The sequence below is a fragment of the Streptomyces sp. NPDC040410 genome, from assembly GCF_055595715.1.
In genome coordinates this window covers 15410-34435 of record NZ_JBVIVK010000040.1, presented here as the reverse complement: position 1 = coordinate 34435, position 19026 = coordinate 15410, and the positions used below count along the sequence as shown (strand labels likewise).

13 protein-coding genes and 3 pseudogenes are annotated in these 19026 nt (G+C 66.9%); 12 read left to right on the top strand and 4 right to left on the bottom strand.

All coding sequences use genetic code 11. From position 1 onward, the window contains the following. Window positions 1-423 precede the first annotated feature (423 nt). The 4 genes from ACZ562_RS37265 to ACZ562_RS37250 all read left to right on the top strand — a co-directional run bounded on the left by ACZ562_RS37265 (window position 424) and on the right by ACZ562_RS37250 (window position 8018). Window positions 424-3018 carry a penicillin acylase family protein gene (locus ACZ562_RS37265; RefSeq protein WP_471188899.1) on the top strand — a complete coding sequence of 865 codons (2595 nt, stop codon included), beginning with the start codon at window positions 424-426 and terminating at the stop codon, window positions 3016-3018. An 811-nt stretch (window positions 3019-3829) separates the two neighbouring features. Beyond that, the gene (locus ACZ562_RS37260) at window positions 3830-4390 is read left to right on the top strand and encodes a hypothetical protein (RefSeq protein WP_471188897.1); all 561 of its coding nucleotides are present in this window, start codon (window positions 3830-3832) and stop codon (window positions 4388-4390) included. 47 nt (window positions 4391-4437) lie between these two features. Further along, complete coding sequence (locus ACZ562_RS37255; protein ID WP_471188894.1) at window positions 4438-5673, top strand: tyrosine-type recombinase/integrase; 1236 nt, start codon at window positions 4438-4440, stop codon at window positions 5671-5673. Further along, window positions 5670-8018: a tyrosine-type recombinase/integrase gene (locus tag ACZ562_RS37250; protein WP_471188892.1), complete on the top strand. Its 2349-nt coding sequence runs from the start codon at window positions 5670-5672 to the stop codon at window positions 8016-8018. The genes ACZ562_RS37255 and ACZ562_RS37250 overlap by 4 nt, the downstream gene beginning before the upstream one ends. 4 nt (window positions 8019-8022) lie before the next feature. Here the strand turns inward: ACZ562_RS37250 and ACZ562_RS37245 are convergent, their stop codons facing one another. Both ACZ562_RS37245 and ACZ562_RS37240 read right to left on the bottom strand, forming a co-directional pair. Further along, complete coding sequence (locus ACZ562_RS37245) at window positions 8023-8397, bottom strand: hypothetical protein (protein WP_471188890.1); 375 nt, start codon at window positions 8395-8397, stop codon at window positions 8023-8025. Between the two features lie 77 nt (window positions 8398-8474). Beyond that, the gene (locus ACZ562_RS37240) at window positions 8475-8963 is read right to left on the bottom strand and encodes a hypothetical protein (RefSeq protein ID WP_471188887.1); all 489 of its coding nucleotides are present in this window, start codon (window positions 8961-8963) and stop codon (window positions 8475-8477) included. A 113-nt stretch (window positions 8964-9076) separates the two neighbouring features. Between ACZ562_RS37240 and ACZ562_RS37235 the strand changes: the two genes are divergently transcribed. From ACZ562_RS37235 to ACZ562_RS37215, 5 genes and pseudogenes are all read left to right on the top strand, one after another. Beyond that, window positions 9077-10216: a Mu transposase domain-containing protein gene (locus tag ACZ562_RS37235; protein WP_471188885.1), complete on the top strand. Its 1140-nt coding sequence runs from the start codon at window positions 9077-9079 to the stop codon at window positions 10214-10216. Continuing rightward, window positions 10213-10998, top strand: a pseudogene (gene istB, locus ACZ562_RS37230) (IS21-like element helper ATPase IstB); the annotation flags it as partial. The gene ACZ562_RS37235 and the pseudogene istB, both read left to right, overlap by 4 nt. 11 nt (window positions 10999-11009) lie before the next feature. Then, window positions 11010-12197 carry an aminotransferase family protein gene (locus tag ACZ562_RS37225; protein WP_471188882.1) on the top strand — a complete coding sequence of 396 codons (1188 nt, stop codon included), beginning with the start codon at window positions 11010-11012 and terminating at the stop codon, window positions 12195-12197. Window positions 12198-12202: 5 nt separating this feature from the next. Then, a complete protein-coding gene (locus ACZ562_RS37220) occupies window positions 12203-13681 on the top strand; it encodes an NAD-dependent succinate-semialdehyde dehydrogenase (protein ID WP_471188880.1) in 1479 nt (492 codons plus the stop codon). A 69-nt stretch (window positions 13682-13750) separates the two neighbouring features. After that, a pseudogene (locus tag ACZ562_RS37215) lies at window positions 13751-14359 on the top strand (alanine dehydrogenase); the annotation flags it as partial. Here ACZ562_RS37215 and ACZ562_RS37210 read toward each other — a convergent pair. Both ACZ562_RS37210 and ACZ562_RS37205 read right to left on the bottom strand, forming a co-directional pair. Then, complete coding sequence (locus ACZ562_RS37210; protein WP_471188906.1) at window positions 14262-14669, bottom strand: hypothetical protein; 408 nt, start codon at window positions 14667-14669, stop codon at window positions 14262-14264. The pseudogene ACZ562_RS37215 and the gene ACZ562_RS37210 sit on opposite strands and share 98 nt — an antisense overlap. Before the next feature lie 258 nt (window positions 14670-14927). Beyond that, complete coding sequence (locus ACZ562_RS37205; RefSeq protein ID WP_471188877.1) at window positions 14928-15386, bottom strand: Lrp/AsnC family transcriptional regulator; 459 nt, start codon at window positions 15384-15386, stop codon at window positions 14928-14930. Between the two features lie 115 nt (window positions 15387-15501). On the opposite strand from ACZ562_RS37205, the gene ACZ562_RS37200 reads away from it, so the two are divergent. The 3 genes and pseudogenes from ACZ562_RS37200 to ACZ562_RS37190 form a co-directional block, all read left to right on the top strand. After that, a complete protein-coding gene (locus ACZ562_RS37200; protein WP_471188874.1) occupies window positions 15502-16938 on the top strand; it encodes a pyridoxal phosphate-dependent decarboxylase family protein in 1437 nt (478 codons plus the stop codon). Window positions 16939-17040: 102 nt separating this feature from the next. Next, entirely contained in the window at window positions 17041-18549 is a 1509-nt protein-coding gene (locus ACZ562_RS37195) for an ISL3 family transposase (protein ID WP_471188904.1), read from the top strand. Between the two features lie 76 nt (window positions 18550-18625). After that, window positions 18626-18993: pseudogene (locus ACZ562_RS37190) on the top strand (transposase); the annotation flags it as partial. Window positions 18994-19026 lie beyond the last annotated feature (33 nt).

Sequence of the window (19026 nt, the reverse complement as noted above, 5' to 3'; positions counted from 1 at the left end):
CCGGAAGCGGCGAAGACGAAGTCGCAGGTGCCGGTGTGGCGTGAAGGGCTTGCGTGGTCGGTGTTGTCGGTGGACTACCAGCGCATCCTCACCGCTGCCTTCTCGCACGCAGGTCCCTCTCAAGTGTCGCATTCCGAGTGATACCAGACGCTTTCCCGGGGGTCGGTGTCGAGTATCGAGTCCCGCCGCTGAAGGGGGGCGCCAAAAGCCGAGCCCGGCATACCGGCAGGAATGAGAAGCGAGGAGCCCGGCAACGTTTGGTGAGGCCTGAACAGCCGCTGCATCACGGCTAGTTACAGAAGTTTCTCAGTTGAGTAGTTATCCCCTACCCCGCTCCTGGTGGGCTCACCAAACTCGTCTCGGCACGTGCCCCCTCGGTCGACGTTCACTAGATGCGTCGCCGACTATGCACCAAGGATTCGAATGCAAAAAGTGAAACGATTGCCGCTGGTGTTGGCGCTGTTCTTCGCCTTGGCGCTGGCTCCCGGCTTGGTCAGTGGAGCCAGGGCTCTGCCTGTCTCCGTGCCCGGCTCGGACTCTGTCACAATCGACGGACTCTCTGGGTCGGTGGACGTGCGGCGTGATGCTCACGGAATTCCACATGTCTACGCAGATACGCCACGGGACCTGTTCCGCGCTCAGGGCTACCTTCACGCCCAGGACCGCTTCTGGCAGATGGACGTCCGGCGCCACATCACATCTGGGCGACTGTCGGAAATGTTCGGTGCGAGCCAGGTGGGAACTGACGCTTTCGTCCGCAGCCTGGGCTGGTACCGAGTCGCCCAGGAAGAGATTCACACCAAGCTGTCCGCCGAGACTCGCATGAACCTGCAGGCTTACGCAGACGGAGTCAACGCCTGGCTGAAGCAGAACCCGGGCGGCGCTGCGGCGCCCGTTGAATATTCCCTCCTTGCTGCAGTCAACAGCGAGTACACGCCGCCTGTGTGGACTCCCGCTGACTCCGTGTCGTGGCTCAAGGCCATGGCGTGGAGTCTGAGTGGGAACATGCAGGCCGAGATCGACCGCTCGTTGCTCACTTCGGAGTTCTCGGCTGAGCAAATCCAGCAGCTCTACCCTGAGTACCCCTATGCGAGAAACGGTACTGTCGTGCAGACAGGCACCACTTCCCACGACAACCACATGTCGCCAGCTTCAACTCCTGAGACCGGCGCGGAGGTCAAGAGAGTCATCCAGGGGCTGGCCGACTCGGTTGACTCCCTCCCCCAGCTGCTCGGACGCCCTGGTCAGGGCATAGGTTCCAACTCCTGGGTGATCTCAGGCCGTCACACCACCACCGGCAAACCGATGCTGGCAAACGACCCACACCTTGCGCCCGGCATGCCGTCCATCTGGGCCCAGATGGGGCTGCACTGCCGTACCACCAGTCGAACCTGTCCCTACGACATCTCCGGCTTTACCTTCGCTGGCATGCCAAGCGTGGTCATCGGCCACAACGCGTCGATATCCTGGGGCTTCACCAACCTGGGCACGGATGTCACGGACCTCTACCTAGAGAAGATCACAGGTCCGCATACCTACCGCTACGACGGTCGTGATGTCGTCTTCAACCTCCGCACCGAGACAATTAGGGTCGCCGGCGGCGCGGATCAGACCATCACGATCCGCTCCACCAGCCACGGCCCTCTTCTCTCCGACTTCAGTCCGGAGCTTCAAGCGATCGGTGAGCATGCCTCCAGCGGCTACGGCGTGGCCGTGCGCTGGACCGGGCTGGTGCCCAGCCGCACCATGGATGCCTTCTTCGAGCTGAACCGCGCACGCAACTTCACCGACTTCCGCCAGGCTGCCACCCACTTCGATGCTCCGGCGCAGAACATGCTCTACGCCGACACTCAGGGCAACATCGGCTACCAGGCTCCCGGCTTGACCCCGGTCCGCAGAAAGGGGGACGGCACGTACCCGGTACCCGGCTGGGACTCCGCCTACGACTGGGAGGACACCTGGGCGCCCTTCAGTACTCTGCCTCACCTGTACAACCCCGCATCCGGATACATCGTCACCGCCAACCAGGCCGTCGTGGACAAGGACTACCCGGTCTTGCTCACCAAAGACTGGGAGTACGGAACCAGAGCCAAGCGGATCGACGACATGATCCACACGAAGCTGAAGTACGGCGGGAAGGTCTCGCTTGATGACATGCAGCAGATGCAGTTGGACGACAGAAGCACCATGGCGGAGACCCTTGTCCCACGCCTACTTAAGATTGATGTCGACGATCCAGGCATCCGCCAGGCACAGGATCTCCTGAGGACGTGGGACTACGGCCAGGGCCCGGACTCTGCGGCATCCGCCTTCTACAACGCTGCCTGGCGCCACCTTCTCCTGCGTACTTTCGCCAGCAAGTTCCCCGCCGATGTGCGCGCACAGGGCCAGTGCTGGACCGTCGGGTCTGCCCAGGAATGCGGTAAGCGCGCTCCAGCGCTCGCACAGCCGGATGGCGGCGACCGCTGGATGGAAGTCGTCCGCTCACTGCTGGACCGACCGGACTCGAATTGGTGGGACGACGCCGGTACGTCTACTACGACGGCCAGTGGCGGGCGGGACCTGATGCTGTTGCAGGCCATGAAGGACGCGTACCAAGAGGTCACCTCTCTGCTCGGCACGGAAGTCTCGAACTGGAAGTGGGGCAGCCTGCACACACTGACTCTGCGGGAGCAGACATTCGGCAGCGACCCCGCTGCGTCAGCCATTCACGGACTTCTCAACCGTGGACCGTACGAGCTGTCGGGCAGTTCGGCGAGTGTGAACGCTTCCGGATGGAACGCAGACGCGGGCTACAAGCAGGTGGATTGGGTCGCTTCTATGCGGATGGTGGTCGATCTGGGCGACTTCAACCGCTCTCGCTGGATCTTGCTCGGCGGTGCCTCTGGTCACTCAGATAGCCCGCACTACAACGACCAGACCGAAAGGTGGCTCCGGGGCGACTTGATGTCCTGGTACTCCTCGCCAAGGGCAGTCGAGGATTCCACGCAGTCATACGCCGTGCTGGCTGGCGGCTGACCATCTCCGTGATCTTTAACCTCGGTGGTTCACCTGACCTGCTGATGATGTTGGTTCCTTCCTGAGGCAGCAGGGCGGCCGTTCCTCACGCTTCGAAGTCTCGAGCAACGTCGCGTGAAGAAGCGGCCGCTGGTGAAGAAGTCTCGTCCCTGAACAGTCCGCCGGCGAAGCCCTGGGTGCGCTGTCCCACCTTCGTGCCCAGTTCTACGACTGCCTCTACACCCCGGGCGGATGCGCTCTCGAGCTCACCGACGCGGTTCTGTGTGTCCTCGCGGTCGACGTCAGAAACTGGCTGCGACCCGATGGCCCGGCCAGTTCGGAACCTGCCACTCCATTCCCATTCCTCGAACAGGCCTGACGGCAGAGACCGTGGAGAGCCCGTTGCGTTGAGAGGCGCACGGCGGGTTCGGCGAGAGGTCCGGGGAAACGGGCCGGGAGCAATCCCGGAACCGCGCCCCGGGCCTACTCAGCATCAGCGGAGGCAGCCTCAAGTGGCCCGCAGCCATTGATCGAGGACTGCGAAGTCTTCGTCGGCGAGGCCGCGGGACGACGCGATGCGGTGGAGGAGGGCAGGGGTGGGGTGGTGGGTGCCGGTCGTCGAACTCGTGTGATAGCACTGCGGCTCAGTAACAACCATGCCATGCGAGGCGAAGACCCCCGCCCAGCTGGCTTTATCGAGCAGTAGTGACGTCACTTGTCGATGGGTTCGGGAGGCACCCCGATCCACGGTCGGGTGATGTTGATGAGTTTGGGAGGCACGGGGGCTCTTGCCAGGGCAGCATCGGGATGCTCTTGGTGAAAGGTGCTGGTCATGCCGCAGATCTCAAAGGTCGAGCTGTACGCGGCGATCCGACGTGACCATCGCGGCGGCATGTCGATGCGGGAGCTTGAGCGCAAGCACGGCGTGACCTGGCGGACGGTGCGCAAGGCGTTGGACTCGTCCTGGCCGGAGCCTCGTAAGAAGCTGCCTCCCCGGGCCACCACGCTGGATCCGTACAAGCCGGTGATCGACGAGATCCTGCGGGCGGATCTGGACGCGCCTCGCAAGCAGCGACACACGGTGACCCGGATCTTTCACCGGCTGGTCGAGGAGCACGGGGCGAACGTTTCCTACGGGGTGGTGCGCTACTACGTCGCAGGTCGGAAGCCCGAGATCCTGGTCGAGTCCGGCAAAGCGCCGCTGGAAGCGTTCGTTCCGCAGACCCACCTGCCCGGTCATGAGGCGGAGGTCGACTTCGGTGACGTGACCGTGCGCCTGGCCGGCGAGCTGGTGACCTGCTACCTGTTCTCCTTCCGGCTGTCGTATTCGGGCAAGGCCGTCCACCGACCCGTTGACCGCACTATCGGCGTGTCCTGCGTGTTGGCTTGGTGAGGGCGAGGAGTCTCCGTTCGGGACGGTCCCGATGAGACGGAGACGTGATGGATCAGGCTGCGGTGATGGCCGAGCGCGAGGTGACTGGGCTGGTGGTGGCCCGGGTTGGCAGGGTGGAGGCGACCAGTGTCGCCACGCTGCCCTGGGTGGTTCTCGACCGGGCGGGGCGGGTGATCACGCCAGTAAGCGAGTTCCTGCGGGAGTTGTTGGCCTGCGGCAGCACTCCGGCGTCCTGCCGTTCCTATGCCTTTGACCTGCTTCGTTGGTTCCGGTTCCTGGCGGCAGTGGACGTGGAGTGGAGCCGTGCGAAACGAGTGGACGTACGCGACTTCGTGCTGTGGCTGCGGACGTGCCACAACCCGGCGCGGGACCGGCGCCGCCCTGGCGCGCCTGCTCCGGGGTCGCTGAACGCGCGCACCGGCAAGCCGTACCTGCGGTCGGGCTATGCTCCGGCGACCATCAACCACGCGGTGTCGGTGCTGGCAGCGTTCTACGACCACCATCTGCAGACCGGGCAGGGGCCAGTGGTCTCCCCGGTGCCGCCACAGTCCCGTGACGGGCGCCGGCTGGAGGCGCATCACAACCCGTTGGAACCGTTTCTGCTACATCGGCGTGGCGCTTACCGGCAGAAGCAGGCCGACCGCGAACCTCGCGCTGTCCCCGACGATGTCGTCGAGGACCTGTTCACCTCGCTGGGCTGCCACCGCGACCGGGCGCTGTTCTCCATGTTCTTGTCCAGCGGTGCCCGAGCCGCCGAGATGCTGGCCATGACGATCGGTGACGTCCACCCGGGCGAGGGGCGGATCTACGTCCAGACCAAGGGCCTCGGCGGCGCGAAGGAAGCATGCCCAGCCTCCCCGGAAGCCTTCGCCTGGCTGGCCCTCTACCTCGGTGACCTGGCCCAGGACGGGCACCGGCCCGCCCCGGATGAGCCGGTGTGGTGGACCCTGCGTGGGCAGACGCGCCCGCTGACCTACACCGCCCTGCGAGCGGTGCTGAACCGGATCAATGCCCGGATCGGGGCGAACATCACGCTGCACGACCTGCGGCACACTCTGTGTCTGCGCCTGATCGAAGACCCGACCATCACCCTGGTCGACGCCCAGCAGGTGATGCGCCACCGGCGGATCAGCACGACCAGCACCTACCTGCGGCCCAGGACCGATGAGGTCATCACGAAGGTCCATGAGCACTACACACGCCCCAAGCCGCCGCCGCGGCCGCTGACCGGCTGGGCATACGACCCGGACGACCTCGCCGACGTCTTCGGAAACCGCTCGTGACCCGGCACGGGCGCGTCGCCCGCACCCCGGTCAGCCCACGTGATCCAGCCCTCCTCACCACCGTGCTGCCCGAGCCGAGAACTACGACTCGTGGCGGCGGCCGGGAGTCGGCGCATCGTGATGAACTGGCCAGCCTGGCCGAGGGCCTGCTGAGCGAGCCAACCGTCCGCAACCTATGGCGCCAGCGGCTCTCACTGACGCGCATCTTCGACTGGCTGGAGGGGTTCCCCGCCGACTCCTGGCAGGATCGATGGCTGCTGAGCGGTTCTGACGAGCTGGGCTCCGGCTGGGGACCGCAGGGACTCAGCGCGGGTATGCGGTCGCGGTTCACCGCCGGGCTTGGCACCTTGATCGTCCTCCAGGCGATCCGGCCCTCCTACGGTTGGCTCTTCGGCAGCCGCCTCCTGGGCGTCTACGACGCCTACCGTCGCCACAACCAGCCGGCGCTGTTCGCCGAACTCACACAACGCGTCGGCGGACAGCGCTGCGACGAACACGCGACCGAAGCCCTGAACGTGCTCACCCGCATGAGCATCGTCACCGGCAAGGACCTGCTGGCCTTCGACCTGGAGGACATCACCGACTACGCCCGGGCCCGTCGGGAGAACGGCCGCACGGTGACGGCCCTGCCCCTCGCCTACGACATCCTCCACTCCGTCGGCGGTCTCAAAGGCTCGCCACCGACCCTGCACGAGGCCCAGGCCCGTGGCCAGCTCACCCCCGCCGAACTGATCGACCGCCACCCGATCACCAACCGCGCGGTCCGCGATGTGCTCGTCCACTATCTCGCCGAGCGATCCGCCGTCCTGGACTACGGCTCCCTGGTCAACCACGCCCAGATACTGGCCGACCTGTTCTGGGGCGACCTGCAACGCCACCACCCCGCGATCTCCTCGCTCAACTTGCCCGACGAGGTCGCCCAGGCCTGGAAACAACGCGTCCGGGTTCGGCCCGACGGGCGACCGCGCCGCACCGCCCACGCCGTGTTCCTGGCCGTCCGCTCCTTCTACCTGGACCTCTCACAGTGGGCGATGGAAGACCCTGCCCGCTGGGCGGCCTGGGCCGCACCCTGCCCAATCAGCGAGGCCGACATCCGCGGCTACATCAAGGAAACCCGGCACCGACAGGCACGGATGCAGCAACGCACCCGCACCCTGGTCCCCGTCCTTCCGCAGCTCGTCCGCGCTGCCGAGACCCGGCTGCAGCACGCCACACTCCTGCTTCAGGCAGCCCGCTCCGCGAAGCCGGGTGAGGAGTTCATCGTCGAGGGCTCGCGCTATCGACGCACCGGCCGCAACGGCAGCCACTGGCGCCCCACCCCACTGTTCCTCGCCCCCGTCGACGAGCCCGGTCCCCGGTTCGATGCCGAATGTGAAGAGAACAGTGCCTTCTGGACCTGGGCGAGTATCGAGGTCCTGCGACGCACCGGGGCCAGGATCGAGGAACTCCTGGAGCTCACCCACCTGAGCCTGCGCCAGTACCAGGCACCCACCGGCGAGACAGTGCCGCTGCTGCAGATCAGCCCATCCAAGACCGACCGTGAGCGCGTCATCCCCGCTGACCCGGACCTGGTCGCCGTCCTCGCCCGGATCATTCGCCGGATCAAGGGCACCGGCAAGCGGGTGCCGCTGCTGACCCGGTACGACGGCTACGAGCGGGTCTTCGGGCCCCCGATGCCCCACCTGTTCCAGTGCCCCTCCCAGCACCGGCTGCAGGTCATCTCCCCCAACCGGATCCGCGAGCTCCTCACCGACCATGCGCTGCGGGCCGGCATCGTCGACGTCGACGGGACACCGCTGAGGTTCACGCCGCACGACTTCCGCCGAATCTTCTCGACGGAGACGGTCAACGGCGGCCTGCCGATCCACATCGCCGCGAAGCTCCTTGGCCATCTCGATCTCAACACCACTCAGGCTTACGTCGCCGTATACCCCGAAGAAGTCATCCGCCACTACCGGCAGTTCGTCGACCAGCGCCGAACCCACCGTCCCAGCGAGGAATACCGCGAGCCCAGCGACACCGAGTGGCAGGACTTCCGTGACCACTTCAGCCTGCGCAAGGTCGCCCTCGGCACCTGCGACCGGCCTTACGGAACCCCTTGCCAGCATGAACACGCCTGCGTCAGATGCCCCATGCTCCGCCTCGACCTGACTCAGGAACCCCGGCTGCTGGAAATCGAAGCCAACACCCGCCAGCGCCTCGGAGAGGCCCAACGGATGCAGTGGCTCGGTGAGGTCGCCGGCCTGCAGGAGAGCCTGCGACACATCGCCGACAAGAAACAGCAGGCCGAACGCCTGCGAGCCCAAACCGACCGAGGGGAGGACGGGGTCGCCTCTCTTGGATAAGCGATCACGCCTCCGCGATGATCCGGGCCTTCAGGCGGTCATATTCGGCAACCGCGTCCGGCACGTGATCGAAGTAGTCGTCCCAGAAACCCGGTCGCTGCCACTCCTGGGGCGCCAGGGTCAGCCGGCCATCCTCCAGCCCGGTGACCCAACAGGTCGGCATCCGATCGGACACGATCTCGAACATGTCGGCGTCCCACAGTCCAGGCGAGTCAATATCATCCCGCCTCGCACTGCGGTCAGGAAGGCGGATCAGAATCCGCGGCCGGGCGGCGAACACTTCGAGGACCGGATACTCCTCGCCGATCCGCACGCCCGGATGCTCGCTCACGACCGTCGAGGTTCCGGGCTGGATGATTTTGATGCATCGGACGATCATCACTGCAGCCTACGCAGCCCCCGACTCAGTCAGCCTCCGGCCTTCGGGCGACGAAAGGTTCAGCGCCACGACGATTGCTACGACCTGGTGAAGTGCGGGTCAGCCAGCAGGACCACACGGTCCGCGTCGACGTCGAAGCCGAGCACCGGGTGACCGGAAGCAGTCTCCGGCGCGAACAGCACAGGTCTATCCAAGCGACGTCCAATCGCGCGCAGGAAACCACACAGCGCATTCAGTTGCACCTGGCCCTGGAGCTCCCGAAGGTCAACATCGAAGTCGATCGTGTCGGCCGCATATGGGCGAAAGATCGCCAATACTCCCGGCGCCGGCCAGACCCTCAGCATCACACTGGCCTCGACGCCGCGGGTCAACATCACCCCAGCTCGTGGCAGCCGGAGCACGGCACCGTCTTCGGAGTACTCGCAAGCCCAACCCCGTGAGCGCACCAAGTCGAGCAAAGCCTGCCAGTCATCGATCGAGGTATCAGCGACACTCACGTCCGGCAGCGGGCCCATCACATCGGGGTCGAAGAAGTTCTTGACGTCATCCCACAGCAGGTCAGGCACTATGCCATGGTGCCCTCTCGCGATGCTGGCCGCAGCACGTTTTCCTCGGACTCTCGGCCAAGTTCACGACGATCACAACCCGCCGGAGACGCAGGAACATCACGAATAGAAAAGTGCAGAGAAGCGTGTTCGCCTCCTGCGGACAGGAAGCCTTCTTCGAAGGCCACGTCCACGCACTGCGGACCCTGGGCGGAGTGCCGAGGACCAAGGTCCGCTACGACAACCTGAAAGCGGCTGTCGCCAGGGTGTTGGGGCGGAGCCGGGCGAGGACGGAGGCCGACCGGTGGATCGCCTTCCGCTCGCACTTCGGCATCGAGAGCTTCTATTGCCGGCCCGGCATCGAAGGCGCCCACGAGAAGGGCGGAGTCGAAGGGATGATCGGCTACTTCCGCCGCAACCACTTCGTTCCCGTCCCCGAGGTCTCCTCGCTCGCTGAGCTGAACGAGATGGTCGAACAGTGGGACCGGCAGGACGATGCCCGCCGCATCGGGTCCCGGCCCAAGACCGTCGCGGAGTACTTCGCACTCGAACAACCACTGCTGATGCCGCTGCCCGAGGAACCGTTCGAGACGGGCCGGATGTTCACGCCGCGGGTCGACCGCTACGGCCAGATCCCAGTCCGCACCAACCGATACTCGGTCCCCATCCGGCTGATCGGCAAACGCGTGCGGGTCGTGCTGCACGCCTCTCATCTGGTGGTTTACGACCAGAACGTGGAAGTGGCCCGGCACGAGAGGCTGATCGCGAAGGGCGCCGTCCGTCTGGACCTGGACCACTACCTGGAAGTCCTGGTCCGTAAGCCCGGTGCCTTCCCGGGCTCGACTGCCCTCGAACAGGCCCGCTCGGCAGGCAGGTTCACCCCGGTCCACGACGCCTGGTGGGACCAGGCCCGCAAGATCCATGGCGAGCGGGACGGCACCCGGGCCCTGATCGAGGTTCTCCTGCTGGGGCGTCACCTGCCTCACGAGCATGTCGTCGCCGGCCTGGCCGCCGCGCTGCGGGCTGGCGCCATGACTGCGGACGCGGTCGCTCTGGAGGCCCGCAAGGCCGCCCAGGCCGAGACCGAACCCACCCCTGCGGCGGACCGGCTGGTTCCCGGCAAGCCGTCGGCGACGGTGACATCCCTGCACGAATGGCGGCTCGCGCATCTTCCGCCGGACACCAGGCCGCTGCCCTCGGTGACCCCCTATGACCAATTGCTCCGACGCCGCCGCACCAGCGACGGTGACCACCGTGAGGGAGAAGCACAGTGACCCTCCCCCGCCAGCGAGGCTTGACCGAACAGGCCGCCGACGCCGCCATCGACAGCGCCTGCCGTCTGCTGCGACTGCCCTCGATCCGCAACGAGTTTCCCGACATCGCCGAGCGGGCGCTGAAGGATCAGATGACCTACCGGGGCTTTCTCGCAGAGCTGCTGATGGCCGAGTGCGACGACCGGGCCCGCCGTCGCTCGGAGCGGCGGATCAAGGCGGCCGGCTTCCCGCGGGAGAAGTCGCTGCGGGCCTTCGACTTCGACGCCAACCCGAACATCGACGCGGCCACCATCCACACCCTCGCCAGCTGCGAGTGGATCAAGAAGAGCCAGCCGCTCTGCCTGATCGGCGACTCCGGCACCGGCAAGTCCCACATGCTGATCGCCCTGGGTACCGAGGCCGCCATGAAGGGCTACCGCGTCCGCTACACGCTCGCCACGAAGCTGGTGAACGAGCTGGTCGAGGCCGCCGATGAGAAACAGCTGAACAAGACCATCGCCCGCTACGGACGCGTCGATCTCCTCTGCATCGATGAACTGGGATACATGGAACTGGACCGCCACGGCGCCGAACTCCTCTTCCAGGTTTTGACCGAACGCGAGGAGAAGAACAGCGTCGCCATCGCCTCCAACGAGTCCTTCGGCGGCTGGACCAAGACGTTCACCGACCCTCGCCTCTGCGCGGCGATCGTCGACCGCCTCACCTTCAACGGCACGATCATCGAAACCGGCACCGACTCCTACCGCCTCGCCAGCACCCGCGCACGGGCAGCAGAACCAGCCCATGCCAGCTGGTGGTGGAGCGGGCCCAGGGTTCCCACCTGTTCACCGCCGACGGCCGAAAGCTCTTCGACGGCACCGCCGGCCTGTGGCACGCAAACGTCGGCCACGCCCGGCCGGAACTCGCCGAGGCCGCCTACGAACAGATGCGGAAGCTGGAGACGTACCACATCTTCGGCCGCTACCTGAACGACCGAGCCGTCGAGCTGGCCGAACGGCTGGCCGCGCTCTCCCCCATCGCCGACCCCAAGATCATCCTCAACAGCGGCGGCTCGGACGCCATCGATGTCGCCTGCAAGCTCGCCCGCCGCCACTGGCAGCGCGAGGGCCGCGCCGGCAAGACCGTCATCCTCAGCCGCGAGTTCGCCTATCACGGCCTGCACGCCTACGGCACCAGCATCGCCGGCCTGGACTTCAACCGCGCCGGATACGGCACCGAGTCCCTCGTCCCCGAGACGGCACGTGTCTCGACGTACGACATCGCGGCCGTCGAACGCACCGTGCACAAGATCGGCGCCGAACGGATCGCCGCCCTGGTCGCCGAGCCCATCCAGGGCACCGGTGGTGTCATCCCGCCCGCGCCCGGCTATCTGGAGGGGCTGCAGCGCATCTGCCGCGAAAACGACATCCTCCTCGTGGTCGATGAGGTCATCACGGGCTTCGGCCGCACCGGTCGCATGTTCGCAACTGAGCGCTTCCGGCTCGAACCGGACCTGATCACCTTCGCCAAGGGGGTCACGAGCGGCTACGCACCGCTGGGCGGCGTCATGGTCTCCCCGCGCATCTGGCAGCCTTTCTACCTGGACAGCCCCGACACTCCGATCTTCCGCCACGGGGCCACCTACGCCGGCCACGCCACCGCCTGCGCCGTGGCGCTGCGCCACCTCGACCTGCTGGAACAGGACAAGCTGCTGCCCCGCGTCACAGAGCTCGAGGTGCTTTTGACCGAGGAGCTGACGCGGCTGGGCGGCCGCCCCGCAGTGATCGAGACACGCGTCGCGGGACTGCTCGGCGGCATCACTCTCGCCGACCACCTCAGCGCCGAAACCGTCACCGACGACCTCGTCGAACGCGGCTTCGTCACCCGCCCGCTGCGCGGCAACACCGTGCAGATCAGCCCGCCGTTCATCACCACCGACGACGAGCTGCGGCAGCTTGTCGCCGCCGTCGAGGACGTGCTCATCGCCCAGAAAGGCAACTGACCGCCATGACCACCCTCCTGACGGCCGATCCGGCCGCCCTGGCCGCCTCCGACAAGGTGCTCGCCCGCCTCGCACTCGGCGACACCGGTGCGCACGGCAGCTTCAGCGTGCACGACCCCTCCGACGGCTCGGCCATCGCCGAGGTCCCCGACTTCGACGCCGCGCGGGCCCTGGAGGCGCTGCCCCGAGCCGACACCGCCGGGCGGGCGTGGGCGGCCACCACGCCCCGGCACCGGGCGGACGCGCTGCGCCGCTGGTACGACCTCCTCGTCGCCCACGGTGAGGACATCGCCCTGCTCATCACCCGGGAGATGGGCAAGCCACTGGCTGAGGCCCGTGCCGAGGTGGCCTACGGCACCGATTTCGTGCGCTGGTACGCGGAGGAGGCGGTCCGGCCGGCCGGCAACCTGCGCGAGGTACCCGCCGGGGGCGCCCGGCTGTTCACCCGGCGTGCCCCGGTCGGCCTGTCCGTGCTGATCACGCCGTGGAACTTCCCCCTCGCCATGGCCACCCGCAAGATCGCCCCGGCCCTCGCGGCGGGCTGCGCGGCGCTCGTCAAACCGGCCGCGCTCACCCCGCTGACCACGCTGTTCGCCGTCCAGCTCGCCGTCGAGGCCGGGATCCCCGCCGACCTGGTCCAAGTGGTGACCACCAGCGACGCCTCCGGGTTCAGCACCGCCGTCCTGCCCGATCCGCGCGTGCGGAAGGTGTCGTTCACCGGTTCCACCGGCGTCGGCAAGGTGCTGTTGCGGCTGGCCGCCGAGAACGTGCTCAAGAGCTCCATGGAACTGGGCGGCAACGCGCCCCTGCTCGTCTTCGACGACGCAGACCTGGAGCGAGCCGTGGACGGAGCCTTCGCCGCGAAGATGCGCAACGGCGGCCAGTCGTGCATCGCCGCCAACCGGATCTTCGTGCAGGTCGGCATCGCCGACGCCTTTGTCGAGGGCCTGACCGAGCGAATGGCCGCCGTCGGGGTCGGCAGCGGGCTGGCCGAGGGCGCCGGGCTCGGGCCGGTCATCGACGACCGCGCCGTCACCCGGCTGACCCATCTCGTCGACGACGCCGTGGCGCGGGGCGCCAGGCTCTCCACCGGCGGCAGCGCGCCGCAGGGCCCGGGATCGTTCGTCGAGCCGACCGTCCTGGACGGTGTGCCGGCCGACGCCGACGTGGTGACCACGGAGATCTTCGGACCGATCGCCGCCGTCCAGCGTTTCAGCTCGCAGGAGGAGGCCGTCGCCCGCGCTAACGACACCGAGTTCGGGTTGGCCGGCTACGTGTTCACCCAGAACCTCGACCGGGCCTTCAACGTCGCCGACCAGCTGGCGACCGGCCTGGTCGGCATCAACCAAGGCGTCCCCTCCAACGCGGCGGCCCCCTTCGGCGGCGTCAAACAGTCCGGACTCGGCCGCGAGGGCAGCGGCGAGGGACTGGAGGAGTACCAGGAAATCCGCTTCTACAACCTCGCCCTGCGCTCCACCGCCTGACCCCGTCATATCCCCAGAGGTCCGCCGATCCCCAGCGGGCCCGCCCCTCCGCAAGAAGAGAGACACCCCATGCGCGTTGGCGTCGTCAAGGAAATCAAGACCAAGGAGGCCCGCATCGGCCTCACCCCGGCAGGAACGAGCGTCCTGGTCGCCGATGGCCACGAGGTCCTCGTCGAAGCGAGCGCGGGCGCCGGTGCCGGATTCGGCGACCACCTGCACGAGCAGGCAGGAGCCAAGCTCGTCTCCCATGAGGACGTCTGGACCGGAAGCGAGCTGCTGGTGAAGGTCAAGGAGCCCATCGCGTCGGAGTACCGCTTCCTTCGCGAAGACCTGACCCTCTTCATCTACCTCCACCTGGCGGCCGACCGCCCGCTCACCGAGGCGCTGCTGTCCGCGCGCACGCTGTCGATCGCCTACGAAACCGTCCAGGACGCCACCGGGCTGCCCCTGCTGGCCCCCATGAGCGAGATCGCGGGCCGGCTCGCAGCGCACGCCGCGGCAACCTACCTCACAGCGCCCGAGGGCGGCCCCGGCCTACTGCTCGGCGGGTCGCCGGGGGTCGCACCGGCCCGTGTCCTGGTCATCGGCGGCGGTGTTGTCGGCACTCAGGCGGCCCTGCTCGCGCTCGGCATGCAGGCCGAGGTGACCATCCTGGACACCTCCGCCCGCCGCATCCGCGAACTCGACACCCTCTTCGGCGCACGCGCCCGTGTGGTCGTGTCCGACCCCGAGTCCCTGGCACTGGATTCGACGCCCTTGCGGGCGATGCGCACTCCAATCCGCTTGCCGTGCAGCCATTTTCGCAGGTCGGGCCGGTCGTACGCTTGTCGGCGTGGAGGCGCTGGGGGTTGAAGTACCGGCCACGGTGGGGGTCGTGTCTCGTTTGGTGACCCGCCACCATGGGCTTCAGCCCTTCGCTGTCGTGGGTGTTGCCGGTCGAGACGCCGACGAGGAGGGGCAGTCCGTTCGCGTCCGACAGGACGTGCATCTTGGAACCCGGCTTGCCCCGGTCCACGGGGCTCGGACCTGTGTGTTCGCCCCCGTTACTCACACCGCCATCTGCGAGTTCCAGCCTTTTCGCATGCGGTGTCGGCACTGTTGCCGCGGCCAGCCGGTGCCGCTTGTTGCCGCCCTCCGCGTCCGCCACTCTCACGGCCGCCACAAGCAACAGTGCCCGGCCCGCATGCTCCCGAGGGCCAGGCCGCAGCGGCTCCCGCCTGATCGGTGGTGCGGCAAGTGTGCAGCTCTATGGAGCTGAGGGGAAGCCCGGAGTGCTCTTGATCGTTTTCATGGTGAACTGCGAATTGGTTCGCGCCACACCGGGAAGGTCGGTGAGCTTAGCCATGTACAAGCGCTCGTAGGCGTCGAGGTCTGCCACCGCGATCCACAGCACGTAGTCGGGCTGGCCAAACATGCGTCGGCAGTGCACCACCTCGTCGAGTAGCCGAACCCCCGCCTCGAACGCTTCGATCGTGGCTTGGTCCTGAACCGCCATCTCGACATGCAGCAGCACGTGGAAGCCGCGGCCGATGGCGGCCGATGCCACAGCGGCGTGGTAGCCGGTGATCACGCCACTGCTCTCAAGCTGCCGGACGCGGCGCAGACACGGGGACGGCGACAGGCCTACGCGGTCCGCGAGCTCCGTGTTGGCCATCCGCCCGTCCGCCATGAGCTGCGCAAGTATTGCTTTGTCTGTCCTATCCATGGCACGCAATGCTAAGCGACCCCCTTCGGGTAGGCATTTTTGGCATCGCATGCGTCAGCAACATGGCTACTGTGCGCACATTCCTTGTTGACCACCGAATGTGTAGAAGGTCGCGATGCTCGACGAACCGACGCTGAGTCTGGATGAAGACGACCGTGAGATGGCCGGCCGACTGCTGACCGCGTTTTTCGACGACTACGAGCGCTCCATCCCCGAACGCCCTCTCGTCCCCGAGGTGGATCGTGAGGTTCTCGTGAGTCTGCTGCCGGTCCCGTTTCCGGACAAGGGCATCGGGGTCGAGGGGCTGTTCCGCGAGATCAACGAAAAGATCCTGCCGAACTCGACGACAGTCACCCACCCACGCTTCCTCGCGTATGTGTTCGGCCCCCCCAATGGCATCGCGCCCTACGCCGAGGCGATAGCTGCCACCATCAACCAGAACTGCAACTTCTGGCAACTCTCACCAGCCGCCAGTGTGATCGAGCGCGCCGTCACCACGTGGCTGGCCGGGCTGTTCGGCTACGGCGAACAGGCTGGCGGGATCCTGACCGGAGGCGGTTCGATCGCCACCCTCAACGCCCTGACCACGGCCCTGCACGCCCGTCGCCCTGACTTCCGCCAGCGCGGCCTGCAGACGACCGACCGCCAGCTCATGGTGTACACCTCCACCGAGGCGCATCGATGCGTGGACAAGGCCGCCGCCATTCTCGGCATCGGACTGGACAACGTCCGCCACATCCCCACCGACGACCAATACCGCATGCGCGTCGACGCCCTGGAAGACGCCATCCACGCTGACCGCAAGGCCGGACTGGAACCGTTCTGTGTCGTGGCCACCGCAGGGACCGTCACCACCGGCTCCATCGACCCAATCGCCCCGATAGCCGATGTGTGCCAACGTGAGGGCCTTTGGCTGCACGTCGACGGCGCCTACGGCGCGCTGTTCGTCCTGTCCGACCAAACACGCGAAGCCTTCGATGCCTGCGTCAGAGCGGACTCCCTCGCCCTGGACCCCCACAAGCTGCTCTTCGCCCCCCTGGAAGCGGGCTGCCTACTGGTACGCGACCGGACCAAGCTCGCGAACGCCTACGCGTTCTCCTCCTCATACCTCACAGTTGAGGAGGACCCGCTGATGGTGGACTACATGGACTACGGCCCCCAACTGTCTCGCAGCTTCAAGGCGCTCAAGGTCTGGAGCGCACTGCAGACCTTCGGCATCGAAGCCTTCCGATCCGCCATCGACCGCACCCTCGACCTCGCCCACTACATGGCCGACCGCATCCAGGCAGAGCCCGGTCTGGAACTCATGGCACCCGTGCCACTCACCGCGGTCTGCTTCCAGATCAAGGACGCCACCGAAGCCGACCACACCGCCGTACTCGCCACCCTCATAAAAGAAGGCACCGCACTCCTCGGCCCGGCGCGACTGGGCAAGCAGCAGGGCATCCGTGCCTGCGTCACCAACTACCGCACCACCCGCGCCGATATCGACCTAATCGTGGACCGCCTGGCGGAAATCGCCCGCAGTCTTCAGCTTGTACCGGCAGACTGACAGGGACTGTAAAACGTTCGGCCCTGTCTCACTTTCGGTGGTGACGGAGCGTCGTGACGCGTCGTTGTCATTCGCGTGAAGGATGTCAACGAGCTTGTCCAGATGGTGTTTTCGGGCCTGTTCCCGCTGGTCCTAGACGACGTGGTCGACGAGGGTGAGCGGATCGTGGTGCGGGCGCGAACGCGGCAGGACATGGCGCCGTGTCCGGTGTGCGGGGTGTCGTCGGGGCGGGTGCACGGCTATCACTGGCGGACTGTGGCTGACGTGCCGGTCGACAGGCGGCGGGTGGTGGTCCGTGTGCGGGTGCGGCGTCTGGTGTGCCCCACCCGCGGCTGCCGACATACCTTCCGCGAGCAGGTGCCAGGAGTCCTGGACCGATACCAGCGACGCACCACCCGCCTGACCAGGCAAGTCAAGGCGGTGGTCAAGGAGTTAGCGGGCCGGGCGGGGGCACGTTTGCTGGCGATACTCGCGGCGGGCGTCTCGCGTCACACGGCTCTGCGTACCCTGTTGCGCATCCCGCTTCCCGCAGGGCGGACGCCCCGCGTGATCGGCGTCGACGACTTCGCTCTGCGCCGGCGGCACCGCTACGCCACCGTGATCATCGATGCCGAGACGCATGAGCGGATCGACGTGCTGCCCGACCGCACGGCCGACACCCTGGAGGCGTGGCTACGGGAACATCCGGGCATCGAGGTCGTGTGCCGCGACGGCTCCGCGACCTACGCCGAGGCCATCCGCCGTGCCCTGCCCCGTGCGACGCAGGTCGGTGATCGGTGGCATCTGTGGCACAACCTGTGCGAAGCCGTCTTGAGCGAGGTCAAGGCGCACAGCACCTGCTGGGCCACCGTACTGGACGCACCTATCTACGACGGACCCCGCGCCCAGACCACCCTGGAGCGCTGGCACCAGGTCCACGGTCTGCTCGACCAGGGCGTGGGCCTGCTCGAATGCGCCCGCCGCCTGGAACTGGCCCTGAACACCGTCAAACGCTATGCCCGCGCCGACCGGCCCGAGCGCATGCTCCGCGTCCCTAAGTACCGCGCCAGCCTCGTCGACCCCTACCGCGAGCACCTGCGCAAACGCCGGGCCGAGGACCCTGGCGTCCCCGTCAAGCACCTCTTCGACGAGATCAAAGCCCTGGGCTTCACGGGCTGCCAGAACCTCCTGCACAAGTACATCAACCAAGGCCGTGCGGACGCCGACCGCAGCCATATGTCCCCGAGGCGGCTCGCCCGGATGCTGCTGACCATGCCCGACAACCTCAAGGCCGAGCAACATGAGCTCCTGTCCAAGCTCACCGACGCCTGCCCCGAGATGACCCAACTGGCCACAGGCATCAGCGACTTCGCCCCGCTCCTTGCGCCTCACGCCGACAATGCCGACGCACTCTCGCGCTGGATCGTCCAGGTCCGCGGCGCCGACCTGCCTCACCTGCATGCCTTCGCCCGAGGTCTGGAACGAGACCGCGACGCCGTGAACGCGGCCCTCACGCTCCCGTACAGCAACGGCCCCACCGAGGGTGTCAACACCAAGACCAAGCGGATCGCGCGCCAGATGCACGGACGAGCAGGCTTCACCCTGCTTCGCCACCGCATCCTCCTCGGATAGCAGCACTCTCCGTCACCACCGAAAGTGAGACAGGGCCAAACGTTCGGTGTAACTCCTGATCAAGGAAGATGCACCGATGACCAGCGAGAACGTGACCGAGCCCGAGACCACCGAGGCGGCTGTGCTGCAGCCGTTCGTGGACGACGACCAACTGATCGACGAGCTGGTGGGCCGGGCCCAGGCCGAGGGACTCCAGCTGACAGGCGAGGGCGGGCTGTTGCAGCAGCTGACCAAGCGGCTGCTGGAGTCCGCCCTGGAAGGTGAGATCACCGACCACCCCGGCTATGACAAGCACGACCCGCCCGGTGACGGTAGCGGCAACAGCCGCAACGGGGCCCGGTCCAAGACCGTGCTGACCGACGTGGGCCGGTGGAGATCACGGTGCCGCGTGACCGTGACGGCAGCTTCGAGCCTCAGATCGTCAAGAAGCGGCAGCGGCGGCTGACCGGTGTATGCGCCAACCAGCGCTTCGATCTG